This window comes from Burkholderia sp. BCC0405 (genome assembly GCF_902833075.1).
Classification (GTDB): domain Bacteria; phylum Pseudomonadota; class Gammaproteobacteria; order Burkholderiales; family Burkholderiaceae; genus Burkholderia.
Genome location: NZ_CADFEO010000016.1, coordinates 162,599 through 175,414 on the forward strand (window position 1 = coordinate 162,599; position 12,816 = coordinate 175,414).

Consider the following 12,816-nt stretch of genomic DNA (forward strand, 5'->3'; position numbering starts at 1 on the left):
ATAGGTGTCAGCGTGCTTCGGCGAGCGCCCGCGCGGGGCCGTCCGCCGGGGCGGGCGGGCTGGCGGCAGCGGATTCGATGATCCCACCGCCGAGGCAGATCTCGCCGTCGTACAGCACGGCGGACTGGCCGGGCGTGATGGCCCACTGCGCGTCGTCGAACGCGAGCGAGAAGCGCGCTTCGCCTGCCGGGCCGGGCGTGGCGGCGCCGAATGCGCACGCCGCGTCGGCCTGCCGGTAGCGGGTCTTCGCGCCGCACGTGAAGCCTTCGGCCGGCGGTTCCCCGGCAACCCAGCTCACGTTGCCGGCGACCAGCTCGCGCGCCAGCAGCCACGGATGATCGTGCCCCTGCACGACGTACAGCGTGTTGGACGCGATGTCCTTCGCGGCGACGAACCACGGATCGCCGTTGCCGCTCTTGCTGCCGCCGAGGCCGATGCCCTTGCGCTGGCCGAACGTGTAGAACGCGAGACCGATGTGCTCGCCGACGACCTTGCCGTCCGGCGTCTTCATCGGGCCGGGTTTCGTCGGCAGATAGCGGTTCAGGAAATCGCGGAACGGCCGTTCACCGATGAAGCAGATGCCGGTCGAATCCTTCTTCTTCGCGTTCGGCAGCCCGATTTGCGCGGCGATCTCGCGCACCTTCGTCTTCGGGATCTCGCCGAGCGGGAACATCGACTTCGACAGTTGCGCCTGGTTCAGCCGGTGCAGGAAGTACGACTGGTCTTTCGTATGATCGAAGGCCTTCAGCAGTTCGAAACGCCCGTCGCGCTCGCGCACCCGCGCGTAGTGGCCGGTCGCGATCATTTCCGCGTCGAGCGACATCGCGTGATCGAGGAATGCCTTGAACTTGATTTCGGCGTTGCACAGCACGTCGGGGTTCGGCGTGCGGCCGGCCGAGTATTCGCGCAGGAATTCGGCGAACACGCGGTCCTTGTATTCGGCGGCGAAGTTGACCGCTTCCACGTCGATGCCGATCAGGTCGGCCACCGACACGACGTCGATCCAGTCCTGGCGCGTCGAGCAGTATTCGCCGTCGTCGTCGTCTTCCCAGTTCTTCATGAACAGGCCGACCACGTCGTAACCCTGTTCCTTCAGCAGCCACGCGGTCACCGACGAATCGACGCCGCCCGACATGCCCACCACTACACGGCGCTTGCTCATTTGTTGACCGCCTGACGTTCGAATGATTCGGGGCGCGGCGCGACCGAATGCGTGTGCACGAAATCGAGCGGAATGCGCCGCCCGGCGAGGTAATCGTCGACGCAGCGCATCACCGCGGGCGAGCGATGGCGCCCGCCGCACGCGCGCACTTCGTCGGCGGTCATCCACAGCGTGCGGACGATGCCGTCGTCGAGCGCATGGCCCGCGATCGGCTCGCCGGCCGTGCCGCAGAACGTGAAGCGCAGGTAGGTCGCGCCGGCGGTGCCGGGGCGGTCGTAGTGCGCGAGATAGACGCCGACGAGCGCGTCGGGCGTGAACGGGTGCGCGGTTTCCTCGAGCGTTTCTCGGATCACGGCGTCGGCCAGCGTTTCGCCGGCTTCGAGATGGCCTGCCGGCTGGTTGATGCGCAGGCCCGACGAGGTTTCTTCCTCGATCATGAGAAAGCGGCCGGCGTGCTCGACGAGCGCGGCGACCGTCACATGCGGGGTCCAGATTTCGGGTTTCATGGTTCGGCATTTTACCGGTTGCGCCCGAACGCTGCCGGTCGCTACGCTAAACGAATCGGACCCTTTCAATTCGTTTGTCTTGCCGATACGCGGCGACGCCGGACGGGCCGGCATCAATATCTCGCACGACCGTGCGGAGCCTGCCGGTACGGCCCTCGCTTTCGCCTAAAGTGAGGATGAGCGTCGTTGCTCGTGAGCCGGTGGTGAGCCTGCCCGGCCCGTTGTGCAGCAGAAGTCGTCAGAAACGAAATACCGGCAATGACTGGAGGGACCGACGATGCATATTGGCGTGCCCGCTGAAACGCGGGCGAACGAGGCGCGTGTGGCTGCGACGCCGGAAACCGTGAAGAAATACGCGGCGGCCGGGCATCGGGTCAGTATCGCGAAAGGGGCCGGCATCGCGGCGAGTTACCCCGACGAGGCCTATGCGGCCGCCGGGGCCGACCTGACCGGCCAGTCGGCGGCTTTCGATGCCGACATCGTGTTGAAGGTCCAGGCGCCGACCGACGCGGAACTGCCGTTGCTCAAGCGCGGCTCCGTGCTGGTCGGCATGCTCGAGCCGTTCAACGGCGAGCAGGCGGCGACGCTCGCCGCGGCCGGCGTGACGGGCTTCGCGCTCGAAGCCGCGCCGCGCACGACGCGTGCGCAGAGTCTCGACGTGCTGTCGTCGCAGGCGAACATCGCGGGCTACAAGGCCGTGCTGGTGGCCGCGGCGCTGTATCCGCGCTTCTTTCCGATGCTGATGACGGCCGCGGGCACCGTGAAGGCCGCGCGCGTGCTGATTCTCGGCGCGGGCGTCGCGGGCCTGCAGGCGATCGCGACCGCGAAGCGGCTCGGCGCGGTGATCGAGGCGTCCGACGTGCGGCCGGCCGTGAAGGAGCAGATCGAGTCGCTCGGCGCGAAATTCGTCGACGTCCCGTATGAAACCGACGACGAGCGCGAGGCGGCGCAGGGGACGGGCGGCTACGCGCGCCCGATGCCGCCGTCGTGGCTCGGCCGCCAAGCCGCGCTCGTGCACGAACGCGCGAAGCAGGCCGACATCGTGATCGCCACCGCGCTGATTCCCGGGCGCCCCGCACCGACCTTGATTTCGGTCGAAACCGTGCAGTCGATGAAGCCGGGCTCGGTGCTCGTCGATCTGGCGGCCGGCCGCGGCCCGGAATTCGACGGGCGCAAGAGCGGCAATTGCCCGTTGACGGTTGCCGACCAGGTGATCGTGCACCACGGCGTGACGATCGCGGGCTACACGAATCTCGCGTCGATGGTCGCGGCGGATGCGTCGGCGCTGTATGCCCGCAACCTGCTCGACTTCATGAAGCTGATCGTCACGAAGGACGGCACGCTGAACATCGACCTGACCGACGACATCGTCGCCGCGACGCTCCTGTGCCGTGACGGCGAAGTCGCGCGCAAGTAACCGGGGGAGGAGGCGGCCATGGAAGTCATCAATCACACGGTGATCAACGTGATCATCTTCGTGCTGGCCGTGTACGTCGGCTATCACGTGGTATGGAACGTCACGCCGGCGCTGCATACGCCGCTGATGGCCGTGACCAACGCGATCTCGGCGATCGTCATCGTCGGCGCGATGCTGGCGGCGGCGCTGACCGTCGGCACGACCGGCAAGGTATTCGGCACGCTCGCGGTCGCCCTTGCGGCCGTCAACGTGTTCGGCGGCTTCCTCGTGACGAGGCGCATGCTCGAGATGTTCCGCAAGAAGGCGCCCAGGCAGGCCGGGGGCGGCAAGGAGGGCGCGCGATGAGCATGAACGTCGTCACGCTGCTGTACCTCGTCGCGTCGGTGTGCTTCATCCAGGCGCTGAAGGGCCTGTCGAACCCGAAGAGCGCGCGGCGCGGCAACCTGTTCGGGATGGCCGGGATGGCCATCGCGATCCTCACGACGATCGCGCTGATCGTCAGGCAGGCCGCGTGGCTCGGCGCGAACCTGCCGCTCGGCATCGCGCTGGTGCTCGGCGCGCTGATCATCGGCGGCGGCGTGGGCGCGTTCGTCGCCGCGCGCGTCGAGATGACGAAGATGCCGGAGCTCGTCGCGGCGATGCACTCGCTGATCGGTCTCGCGGCCGTGTGCATCGCGTATGCGGTGGTGTCGGAGCCGGAAGCGTTCGGGCTCGTGCCGCAGGACGCCGTGTCGTCGAACTTCATCCCGTACGGCAACCGCGTCGAGCTGTGCGTCGGTTCGGTCGTCGGCGCGATCACGTTCTCCGGTTCGGTGATCGCGTTCGGCAAGCTGTCGGGCAAGTTCCGGTTCCGGCTGTTCCAGGGCGCGCCGGTCGTGTATGCGGGCCAGCACCTGCTCAACCTGATGCTCGCGCTCGCGATGCTCGGCTTCGGCATCCTGTTCTTCATCACGCAGTCGTGGCTGCCGTTCATCATCATGACGGCGATCGCGTTCGCGCTCGGCGTGCTGATCATCATCCCGATCGGCGGCGCGGACATGCCGGTGGTCGTGTCGATGCTGAATTCGTACTCCGGGTGGGCAGCGGCCGGCATCGGCTTCTCGCTGAACAACGCGATGCTGATCATCGCCGGCTCCCTCGTCGGATCGTCGGGCGCGATCCTGTCGTACATCATGTGCCACGCGATGAACCGGTCGTTCTTCAACGTGATCCTCGGCGGCTTCGGCGGCGACGCGGCGGCGGGTGGCGCGGCCGGTGCGAAGGAGCAGCGGCCGGTGAAGTCGGGCTCGGCTGAAGACGCGTCGTTCATGCTCGGCAACGCGGAAACGGTCGTGATCGTGCCGGGCTACGGGCTGGCCGTGGCCCGTGCGCAGCACGCGCTGAAGGAGCTGACCGACAAGCTGATCGAGAAGGGCATCGACGTGAAGTACGCGATTCATCCGGTCGCGGGGCGGATGCCGGGCCACATGAACGTGCTGCTCGCGGAAGCGGAAGTGCCGTACGAGATCGTGCACGAGATGGAGGACATCAACGGCGAATTCGGCCAGGTCGACGTCGTGCTCGTGCTCGGCGCGAACGATGTCGTGAATCCGGCCGCGAAGAACGATCCGGCGTCGCCGATCGCGGGGATGCCGATCATCGAGGCGTACAAGGCGCGCACGGTGATCGTGAACAAGCGCTCGATGGCGGCCGGCTACGCGGGGCTCGACAACGATCTCTTCTACATGGACAAGACGATGATGGTGTTCGGCGATGCGAAGAAGGTCATCGAGGACATGGTGAAATCGGTCGAGTGACGCACGCGCCGGCCATGCGGCTGCCAGCTTCGATTCATGGCCGGCGTGACCGGGTTTTTTTCATGGCGCGACGAGATGTGCGACGCACGCGGCGATCGTGTCGCGTACGCGCACGATCGCCGGATCGCGCTGCGTGCTCGTGCGCCAGCCGATTTCGACCGGGTAGCGCGGCAAGTCGAGCGGGCATGCGAGCGCGCGCAGCGGCGTGGATTGCGCGATCGCGCGTGCCGCGTGCGCGGGGATCGTCGCCACCGCATCGGAGCCGGCGAGCAGGTACGGCAGCGCGGCGAAATGCGTGGTCGATGCCGCGACGCGCCGCTTGTGGCCGAGCGTGGCCAGCGCCTCGTCGACGATCCCGATCACGCCGCCCGACGACACGAGCAGGTGGTCGCGCCGCAGGAAATCGGCGAGCGTCAGCGCGCGCGGGGCCCGCTCGCGGGCGGCCGGATCGATCAGGCACGCGTAGCCGCCCGTCGCGACCGCGCGCCGGCTGAGCCCGTTCGCCGAGAAGCCGCCCGACGCGATCGCGAGGTCCACACCGTGACGCAGCAGCGCGTCGCCGGCGATGCCGCTGTGCGTCTGCCGGAAGATCAGCCGGATGCCGGCGGCTTCCCGCGCGACGGCGTCGATCAGCGCGCGGCCGAGCGCGATCTCGAAGTCGTCCGACAGCCCGATCGAGATCGTGCGGCCGATGCGGTCGCCGCCGTCGGCCGCGATCGCGAGACTTTCGCGGCAACGGTCGAGGGCGTCGGACAGGATCGGCTTGAGTTCGTCCGCGCGTGGCGTCGGCGCGAGCCCGCGGCCGGTGCGCACGAACAGCGGATCGGCATAGATCACGCGCAGCCGCGCCAGCGCCGCGCTCACCGCCGACTGCGTGAGGCCGAGCCGCAGCGCCGCGCGGCTCGCGCCGCCTTCCTCGTACAGCGCCTCGAACACTTTCAGCAGGTTCAGGTCGAGGCTGGCGATATCATCCGCATTCATGACACTTATCGTTCTATCGATTTGATCGATGACATCATATCGATAAAGATGGCGTTACCCCATTCACCGGAGACGCCCCCCATGCCCACCTCAGTCATCGCCGCGCTGCAGATCGGTGCATCGCCCGCCGGCACGCGCGCCACGCTCGACACGATCCTCGGCTACGAAACCGCGATCCGCGACAGCGGCGCGTCGCTCGTCGTGCTGCCCGAGGCCGTGCTCGGCGGCTATCCGAAAGGCGAGATCTTCGGCACGCGGCTCGGCTACCGGCTGCCTGAAGGCCGCGACGCGTATGCGCGCTACGTCGCGCAGGCGATCGACGTGCCGGGGCCGGAAACCGACGAGCTGGCTGCGCTGTCGCAGCGCACGGGGGCGAGCCTCGTGGTCGGCGTGATCGAGCGCGGCGGCAGCACGCTGTACTGCACGGCGCTGTTCTTCGATCCGCGCGACGGGCTCGTCGCGAAGCACCGCAAGCTGATGCCGACCGGCACCGAGCGCTTGATCTGGGGGCAGGGCGACGGCTCGACGCTGCCCGTCGTCGACACGGCTGCGGGCCGTGCAGGCGCCGCGATCTGCTGGGAGAACCACATGCCGTTGCTGCGCTGCGCGATGTACGCGAAGGGCGTGCAGATCTGGTGCGCGCCGACCGTCGACGAGCGCGACGTCTGGCAGAGCGCGATGCGGCATATCGCGCACGAAGGGCGCTGCTTCGTCGTCAGTGCGTGCCAGGTGCAGCCGTCGCCGCGCGCGCTCGGCATCGACGTGCCGGGCTGGGATCCGGAGCGGCCGCTGATCCGCGGCGGCAGCGTGATCGTCGGGCCGCTCGGCGACCTGCTGACGCAGCCGCTGATCGGCGAAGCCGGGCTCGTGGCCGCACGCATCGATACCGATGAACTCGTGCGGGCGCGCTACGACTTCGACGTGGTCGGGCATTACGCGCGCCCCGATGTGTTCTCGCTGCACGTCGACGAGCGGGCGAAGCGGACCGTGGTGTTCGGCGGGTAGGGAGGGGTGGGCCGGGCGCCGCACGGCGGCCCGGAACATGAACGGCGGCGGCGCGCGGCACGCACGCCGTCGTACCGCGTCAGCGCATCGGCGCTTCCGCGATCCGCAGGTAGTCGGCGATCCGCCGCCCTTCCATGTCCGGAAACTGCTCGTGCACGATGACGTCGCCCATCCGCGCGATGTCGAAGGTGCGGAAATCGCCGCGCAGTTCGCACCACGCGCCGATCGTCCAGCGCCCGCCCCAGTAGACGAGCCCGAGCGGCCACACGCGGCGTTGCGAATGCGCGCCGAGCCGGTCGCGGTAGTCGAAGCTGACGACGTGGCGCGTGTCGATGGCCTGGTGGATCGCGTCGACCTTCGCGCAAAACGTCTCGTCGATGTGGAACGACGGCGCGAACACCGGCAGGCGGTCGAGCGCCGTGCGCTTGTCGGCCGGCATCGCCGACGCGATCTTCGCGAGCGCCGAACGCGCGCCGCTCGCGAAGCGCGCACCGCCCCAGGTTTCGAGCATGCGCGCGCCGGTGGCGAGTGCAGCGAGTTCCTCGGCCGTGAACGTGAGCGGCGGCAGGCTCGCGTTGCGGTTCAGCCGGTAGCCGATGCCGGCTTCGCCTTCGATCGGGACCCCTGACAGTTGCAGGTCGCGCACGTCGCGATAGACCGTGCGCGGCGACACCGACAACCAGTCGGCCAGCTGCTGCGCGGTCGTGAGACGACGCCCGCGCAAGAGCTCGGCGATCTGGAACAGGCGGTCGGCACGGCGCGTCATGACGGCACCTCGATTCCAACGGCGGTGGGGACTTCGCGATGATAGCGCCGCGCGGGCGCGACGGCCGCCGTGCTCAGTGGCATTTCGGCGCGTGCAGGCCGACGCGGTTGCCTTCGGTGTCGATCAGGTAGCCGACGTAGCCGTAGTTGTTCGGCAGCTCGACGACCGAGCCCTGCACGACGCCGCCCGCGCGCTTCGCGCGTTCGAGCGCGGCGACGACCGATGCGCCGGCGTTCAGGTAGACGAGCACGCCGTTTGCGCTCGGCTTGAGCTGCTGCGGATCGAACACGATGCTGCCACCCGTGCTCGATGCGTCGCGGTCGAACGTGGCCATCGGCACGCCGCCGATGACTTCTCGCTGGAGCGTCGTCTGCAGCACGGTTTCGTAAAAGCGGATCGCCCGGTCGAAATCGAGGGACGGAATGTCGAACCACGCGATCGCGCGCTCCAGGGTGGGGGTGGCAGTGGCCGTTGCGGATGTCATGACGCGCTCCTAGTTGCGTTGTTATTCGGGTTCCGTGCGGAAACCGGCGTTGCATTGCGCCGGGATTGCAGTGTGATCGCGGCCTGCTGACACCGTATTGTCAGTAGAGTTGTCACCCTTGAAATGCAACCATTTGGTTGCAAAATAAGCTCATTGACCCGGGAGTGGCATGGATCTCGTTTTCAGGGCGCTGGCCGATGCCACGCGCCGCCAGTTGCTTGATTTGCTGTGCGCGAAGAGCGGACAGACCCTGTCCGAGCTGTGCGACGGGCTCGCGATGAGCCGGCAGGCCGTGAGCAAGCATCTCGCGCTGCTCGAGGCCGCGAATCTCGTCGCGACGACGTGGCGCGGCAGGGAGAAGCTGCATTACCTGAATCCGGTGCCGATCCACGACATCGCGGAACGCTGGATCGGCAAGTTCGAGCGTCAGCGCCTGCAGGCGCTGGCGGACCTCAAGCGCGGGCTCGAAGCGGCCGGCGATTCTGGAGACAACGATGAGTAATCCCGCCTTTGTGTACGTGACGTTCATTGCATCGACGCCCGAGCGTGTGTTCGATGCGCTCACCAACGCCGAGCTGACGAAGGACTACTGGGTGCGGCACCGCAACGCGTCGCCAGACTGGCGGCCGGGCTCGCGTTGGGAACATCAGGACTACGACGATCCGGCGCGGGTCGACATCGTCGGCGAAGTGGTCGAGAACGATCCGCCGCACCGGCTGGTCGTCACGTGGCGCTCGCCGTCGGGGGAGAGCCGGGAATCGCGCGTGAGCTATGTCGTCGAGCCGCACGAGGGCGTCGTGAAGCTGACCGTCACGCACGAGGGGCTGGTGCCGGGCTCGGAGATGGATCGCAGGATTCGCGGCGGGTGGCCGGTCGTGTTGTCGAGTCTCAAGACGCTGCTCGAGACGGGGCAGGCGCTGCCGTTCACGATGGGGCGCTGGGAGTGCTCGAAGCACTGAAACGAAACGCCGCCGTTGCCGCGGGTGCGGTAACGGCGGCGCTCCGGTTGCCGCAGAGGGGCCGCGCAAGCGGCCCCATCGCGATCATGAGGCGGACTACGCGTCGCCTTCCGGTGCGGCCGGGCGCGCCTTCACGCTGCCGGCGATCAGGTCGAAGCGGAACAGCCGGCATTCGAGCGCGCCGTTGAACAGCGGCGTCTTCGCCGATTCGCGCAGCCGCAACTGGCCCGGCAGCGAACGGTCGGACGTCAGCAGGAACGCCTGCCAGCCCGTGAAGCGCTGCTTCAGCGCATCGCCGAGCGCGTTGAAGAACTCGCTGTCCGGTGCGTCGGTGTGGGTGCGGCGGAATGCGTCATCGTTGCCGCGGTTGCGGCCCGTCTCGCGCACCTCGCCGCGCGCGCTGCGGCCGCGCACTTCGATCCGTTCGCCGTACGGCGGGTTCGCGAGGAGGATGCCCGGGCCGTCGCACGGCGGCGTCATCCCGCGTGCGTCGACCTGCTTGAGCCATACCGACGGCACGCCTGCACGCTCGAGGTTCGCGCGCGCTTTCTCGAGCATGTCGCCCGAGATGTCGCTGCCGTACACGCCGAGCGTTTCGCCGCGCTTGCCGCGCGCCGCGCGCTTCGCGTCCAGCGCCGGGACCTTCAGCCCCTGCCACGCGGTGATGTCGTATTGCTTGAGTTTCTCGAAGCCGAACCGGCGCTCGACGCCCGGCGCCACGCCTAGCGCGATCTGCGCGGCTTCCGCGAGGAACGTGCCGCTGCCGCACATCGGGTCGTACAGCGCCGTGCCGGGCGTCCAGCCCGTCAGGCGCAGGATGCCGGCCGCGAGGTTTTCGCGCAGCGGCGCCGCGCCCTTGTCGAGACGCCAGCCGCGCTTGAACAGCGGCTCGCCCGACGTGTCGAGGTACAGCGTGCACTCGCCCGCCGTCAGGAAGGCGAACACGCGCACGTCCGGCGCGCCGGTGTCGATGCTCGGGCGCGCGCCGGTCTTGTCGCGCATCCGGTCGCAGATCGCGTCCTTCACGCGCAACGTCGCGAATTCGAGGCTCTTCAGCGGCGACTTGATCGCGGTGATGTCGACGCGCAGCGTCTGCGTCGCCGCGAACCAGCGCTCCCACGGCTGCTCGAGCGCGAGCGCGTAGACGTCCTGCTCGTTGCGGTACGCGCGGTGGGCGATCTTCAGCAGGACCCGGCTCGCGATCCGCGAATGGAGGTTCGCGGCCATGCCGGCAGCCCAGCCGCCGCTGAAGTGGACGCCGCCCGGCACCTGCGCGCCCGCAGTGAACGGCGCGCCGTTCAGGTGGCGGCCGGCGATTTCGGCCAGCTCGGCGGCAAGCGCCGCTTCGAGGCCGCGCGGGCAGGGGGCGAAGAATTCGTACAGGGTGGGCGAGGACATAAGGCGGGTGGGGACGTGCAAAAGTCCACTATTGTACGCGGCGCGGGCGGCCGGGGCCGGCGTTGCGTCGCGTTTCGATGCCGCGGCGCGGGCCCGGGCGCCGCGCAGGCGTGTCGGAAGGCCGCGCGGCGGCGCAAGGGCGGGCGCCGCCATGCCGCCGCAAGGTCAGTGCGAGCCCGGCTGGCCGGCGCGCGCGGCCTGGCCGCTGCCTGGCCAGAACAGCGCGAGCGGATTCGACAGCACCGTGCGGACGATCGCGGCGACGAGCGCGCGCACCTTGGTCGGGCGCAGGCTGCGCGAGCGCACGGCCATCGTGAACGCGAGCGCGAAGCTCACGAGCACGTTGAGAATCGCCATGCTGAGCACGCCGGCGCCGGCCCACCACAGCTCGGGCGTGCCGAGCGCATCCTTGCCGAGCACGCCGAGCGCGACGCCGATCGAACCGGCCGACAGCGTCACGTGCCGCACCTCGAACGGGAACATGAACACGGTGACGATCGCCGGAACGAGGCCGAGCATCAGGCCGAGGCCGACGTTCGCGACCACGCCGGCCACGTTCGACCGGCAGAAGTGCGCGAGCTTCGCCGCGCCGGCGGCGCCGAGCGTCAGGCGCAGCCGGCGGTTGTACGTGAGCGCGTCGCCGACCCGGTGCAGCACGAACCAGTTGTCGGCCCAGCCGGCGAGCAGGCTCGACGCCCACAGCAGCACGCCCGTCAGCGCCGCGTAGAGCGGCGTCGGGCCGAGCAGCGAGAACGAGTGCAGCGTCGCGTGCGCCTTCTCCGGCGAGATCAGGTTCGCGTGCAGCACGTTGCCCGCGAACAGTTGCACGAGCAGGCACACGGGCAGCACGACGAGCACGTTGCCGGAAATCGCGGCGGCCTGCGTGCGGATCAGCGCGATCACCGACGACACGAACGCCTTCACGCCTTCGTCGTGGCCGGTGTCGTCGAGCTCGCGCGCGAGCGTCGGCGCGGTCATCGCGGGCTGCTTGGTGGCGAGCGTGAAGTGCAGGAAGTGCATCAGCATGAAGCTGGCCGCGTAGTTGACGCCCGCGAGCAGCCCTTCGAGCATCGACTGCAGGTGCGCGCCCGTGATCGCGAACTTCACGCATACGGTCACGACCGTGACGAGGCCGCCGCCGGCGGCCATCCGCAGCATCTTCAGGTACTCGGCGCGGCCGCGCGAGATGTAGTGCTCGCCGGTGTCCGCGTTGGTTTCGACGAGCTTGCGCGCGAACAGCGAGAAGTTGCTGCGCACGAGGTGCGACACGCTCTGGCTGTTGTTGTTCGCGTCGATGAGCTCGGCCGTCAGGTGCGCCATTCCGTGCAGGTCGTCGCGCGCCATCCACGCGTTCAGCAGCATTTCGGCGCGCACGATGCGCATGCGCATCCGCTCGACCTGGAACACGATGTCGACCGATACGCCGTTGCGGTACAGGTGCGAGAACACGTCGTCGACGGCGATCCGGCATTCGTCGAGCAGCACGCGCAGGTAGTTCACCTCGTGCAGCAGCTTGCTCGGGTCGCCGCCGTCCTCGACGGCCGCATGCGCGGTTTCGACCGCGAGCATCGCGCGCGTGAGGCGGTAGAACGGCTGCGTTTCGAGCGGCTTGCGCGCATCGTCGTCGGAGAGCCGGCTGCGCACCGTCTGCGACAGGCCGGTCGAGCTGATCTGGCAGGTCAGGTTGTGCAGCGCGGCCAGCAGGTCGCGCGAGAACGAGCCGGGCTCGTGGCGCTCCTCGTCGGTGACGTCGAACGAGAGCAGCTCGGCGAGGCGCGTGAGGAGATCGCCGGGCAACGCGTCGATCCATTGCGCGTCGTCCGGCGTCGGGAACATCAGCGTGAACAGCGCCGAGAGCTCGCGGCGGTTCGGTGCGGGCGGGATCAGCGACGAGTCGATCCGCTCGAACAGCGCGCCGAAGAAGCCCGAGTGCACGGGCATGCCGGCGTCGCACAGGAGCGAGATGCCATCGCACTCGCGCAGGATGCCGCGCAGGATGCGCGCGGCGTGGGTTTTCCACGCGGGATTGCGATCGAGCACGTGGAACAGGTAGCGCAACCGCGCATGGGCCGGATACGCGCGCGCATCGTCGTCGCGATCGGCGGGCGCGTCTTGCGCGGCCTGCATCGTGCCGGTGCGGCGCAGCCAGTGCGCCAGCTCGATCAGCCATTCGCTGCGCTCGGCGTACGACGCATCGGCATCGGCGTGCGCGAGCAGCGCATCGAGCTGGTGACCGGCATTGCGCGACGCGCGCCACTTCTTGATCAGGGTCGTCAGGGAACGAAACATAAACGGAATAGCGAAAGCCCTCGGCGGGCGGGTTCGGGATGCCGGCCGGGGAA

Annotated in this window: 13 protein-coding genes; 6 read left to right on the plus strand and 7 right to left on the minus strand. The window is 68.8% G+C overall.

What is annotated here, in order from left to right; genetic code table 11:
* Positions 1–7 precede the first annotated feature (7 nt).
* Positions 8–1,162 carry a tRNA 2-thiouridine(34) synthase MnmA gene (mnmA, locus tag HWX36_RS25130; RefSeq protein ID WP_175955741.1) on the minus strand — a complete coding sequence of 385 codons (1,155 nt, stop codon included), beginning with the start codon at positions 1,160–1,162 and terminating at the stop codon, positions 8–10.
* Positions 1,159–1,668, minus strand: coding sequence for an NUDIX hydrolase (locus tag HWX36_RS25135; protein ID WP_175955743.1), 510 nt, complete (start codon positions 1,666–1,668; stop codon positions 1,159–1,161). Before HWX36_RS25135 ends, mnmA begins: the two co-directional genes overlap by 4 nt.
* A gap of 277 nt (positions 1,669–1,945) precedes the next feature.
* Between HWX36_RS25135 and HWX36_RS25140 the strand changes: the two genes are divergently transcribed.
* The 3 genes from HWX36_RS25140 to HWX36_RS25150 are packed head-to-tail and all read left to right on the plus strand — an operon-like array spanning position 1,946 to position 4,881.
* Positions 1,946–3,085 carry a Re/Si-specific NAD(P)(+) transhydrogenase subunit alpha gene (locus tag HWX36_RS25140; protein ID WP_175955745.1) on the plus strand — a complete coding sequence of 380 codons (1,140 nt, stop codon included), beginning with the start codon at positions 1,946–1,948 and terminating at the stop codon, positions 3,083–3,085.
* Between the two features lie 18 nt (positions 3,086–3,103).
* Entirely contained in the window at positions 3,104–3,430 is a 327-nt protein-coding gene (locus HWX36_RS25145) for an NAD(P) transhydrogenase subunit alpha (protein ID WP_175955748.1), read from the plus strand.
* Positions 3,427–4,881, plus strand: a complete 1,455-nt coding sequence (locus HWX36_RS25150; RefSeq protein WP_175955757.1) for an NAD(P)(+) transhydrogenase (Re/Si-specific) subunit beta — start codon at positions 3,427–3,429, stop codon at positions 4,879–4,881. The genes HWX36_RS25145 and HWX36_RS25150 overlap by 4 nt, the downstream gene beginning before the upstream one ends.
* A 60-nt stretch (positions 4,882–4,941) precedes the next feature.
* Here HWX36_RS25150 and HWX36_RS25155 read toward each other — a convergent pair whose 3' ends face one another.
* Entirely contained in the window at positions 4,942–5,862 is a 921-nt protein-coding gene (locus HWX36_RS25155) for a LysR family transcriptional regulator (RefSeq protein ID WP_175955759.1), read from the minus strand.
* Positions 5,863–5,943: 81 nt separating this feature from the next.
* Here HWX36_RS25155 and HWX36_RS25160 point away from each other — a divergent pair, with 81 nt between their 5' ends.
* Complete coding sequence (locus tag HWX36_RS25160) at positions 5,944–6,867, plus strand: carbon-nitrogen hydrolase family protein (RefSeq protein WP_175955761.1); 924 nt, start codon at positions 5,944–5,946, stop codon at positions 6,865–6,867.
* A gap of 79 nt (positions 6,868–6,946) precedes the next feature.
* Here the strand turns inward: HWX36_RS25160 and HWX36_RS25165 are convergent, their stop codons facing one another.
* Positions 6,947–7,633 (minus strand): YafY family protein, encoded by a 687-nt coding sequence (locus HWX36_RS25165; protein ID WP_175955763.1) that lies wholly within the window; start codon positions 7,631–7,633, stop codon positions 6,947–6,949.
* Between the two features lie 73 nt (positions 7,634–7,706).
* On the minus strand, positions 7,707–8,117 hold the full coding sequence (locus tag HWX36_RS25170) for a VOC family protein (protein WP_175955765.1): 411 nt from the start codon (positions 8,115–8,117) through the stop codon (positions 7,707–7,709).
* A gap of 169 nt (positions 8,118–8,286) precedes the next feature.
* Here HWX36_RS25170 and HWX36_RS25175 point away from each other — a divergent pair, with 169 nt between their 5' ends.
* Together HWX36_RS25175 and HWX36_RS25180 are read left to right on the plus strand one after the other, a co-directional pair.
* Positions 8,287–8,619 (plus strand): winged helix-turn-helix domain-containing protein, encoded by a 333-nt coding sequence (locus HWX36_RS25175; RefSeq protein ID WP_175955767.1) that lies wholly within the window; start codon positions 8,287–8,289, stop codon positions 8,617–8,619.
* A complete protein-coding gene (locus tag HWX36_RS25180) occupies positions 8,612–9,076 on the plus strand; it encodes an SRPBCC family protein (protein ID WP_175955769.1) in 465 nt (154 codons plus the stop codon). Before HWX36_RS25175 ends, HWX36_RS25180 begins: the two co-directional genes overlap by 8 nt.
* A 96-nt stretch (positions 9,077–9,172) precedes the next feature.
* On the opposite strand, the gene HWX36_RS25185 is transcribed toward HWX36_RS25180, so the two are convergent.
* Both HWX36_RS25185 and HWX36_RS25190 read right to left on the minus strand, forming a co-directional pair.
* On the minus strand, positions 9,173–10,474 hold the full coding sequence (locus tag HWX36_RS25185) for a class I SAM-dependent RNA methyltransferase (RefSeq protein WP_175955771.1): 1,302 nt from the start codon (positions 10,472–10,474) through the stop codon (positions 9,173–9,175).
* A gap of 165 nt (positions 10,475–10,639) precedes the next feature.
* Positions 10,640–12,763, minus strand: coding sequence for a site-specific recombinase (locus HWX36_RS25190; RefSeq protein WP_175955773.1), 2,124 nt, complete (start codon positions 12,761–12,763; stop codon positions 10,640–10,642).
* Positions 12,764–12,816 lie beyond the last annotated feature (53 nt).

What these genes read in the sequence shown, in the direction of transcription:
- mnmA (WP_175955741.1), bottom strand. Translation starts at nt 1,162, where the DNA reads ATGAGCAAGCGCCGTGTAGTGGTGGGCATGTCGGGCGGCGTCGATTCG.
- HWX36_RS25135 (WP_175955743.1), bottom strand. Translation starts at nt 1,668, where the DNA reads ATGAAACCCGAAATCTGGACCCCGCATGTGACGGTCGCCGCGCTCGTC.
- HWX36_RS25140 (WP_175955745.1), top strand. Translation starts at nt 1,946, where the DNA reads ATGCATATTGGCGTGCCCGCTGAAACGCGGGCGAACGAGGCGCGTGTG.
- HWX36_RS25145 (WP_175955748.1), top strand. Translation starts at nt 3,104, where the DNA reads ATGGAAGTCATCAATCACACGGTGATCAACGTGATCATCTTCGTGCTG.
- HWX36_RS25150 (WP_175955757.1), top strand. Translation starts at nt 3,427, where the DNA reads ATGAGCATGAACGTCGTCACGCTGCTGTACCTCGTCGCGTCGGTGTGC.
- HWX36_RS25155 (WP_175955759.1), bottom strand. Translation starts at nt 5,862, where the DNA reads ATGAATGCGGATGATATCGCCAGCCTCGACCTGAACCTGCTGAAAGTG.
- HWX36_RS25160 (WP_175955761.1), top strand. Translation starts at nt 5,944, where the DNA reads ATGCCCACCTCAGTCATCGCCGCGCTGCAGATCGGTGCATCGCCCGCC.
- HWX36_RS25165 (WP_175955763.1), bottom strand. Translation starts at nt 7,633, where the DNA reads ATGACGCGCCGTGCCGACCGCCTGTTCCAGATCGCCGAGCTCTTGCGC.
- HWX36_RS25170 (WP_175955765.1), bottom strand. Translation starts at nt 8,117, where the DNA reads ATGACATCCGCAACGGCCACTGCCACCCCCACCCTGGAGCGCGCGATC.
- HWX36_RS25175 (WP_175955767.1), top strand. Translation starts at nt 8,287, where the DNA reads ATGGATCTCGTTTTCAGGGCGCTGGCCGATGCCACGCGCCGCCAGTTG.
- HWX36_RS25180 (WP_175955769.1), top strand. Translation starts at nt 8,612, where the DNA reads ATGAGTAATCCCGCCTTTGTGTACGTGACGTTCATTGCATCGACGCCC.
- HWX36_RS25185 (WP_175955771.1), bottom strand. Translation starts at nt 10,474, where the DNA reads ATGTCCTCGCCCACCCTGTACGAATTCTTCGCCCCCTGCCCGCGCGGC.
- HWX36_RS25190 (WP_175955773.1), bottom strand. Translation starts at nt 12,763, where the DNA reads ATGTTTCGTTCCCTGACGACCCTGATCAAGAAGTGGCGCGCGTCGCGC.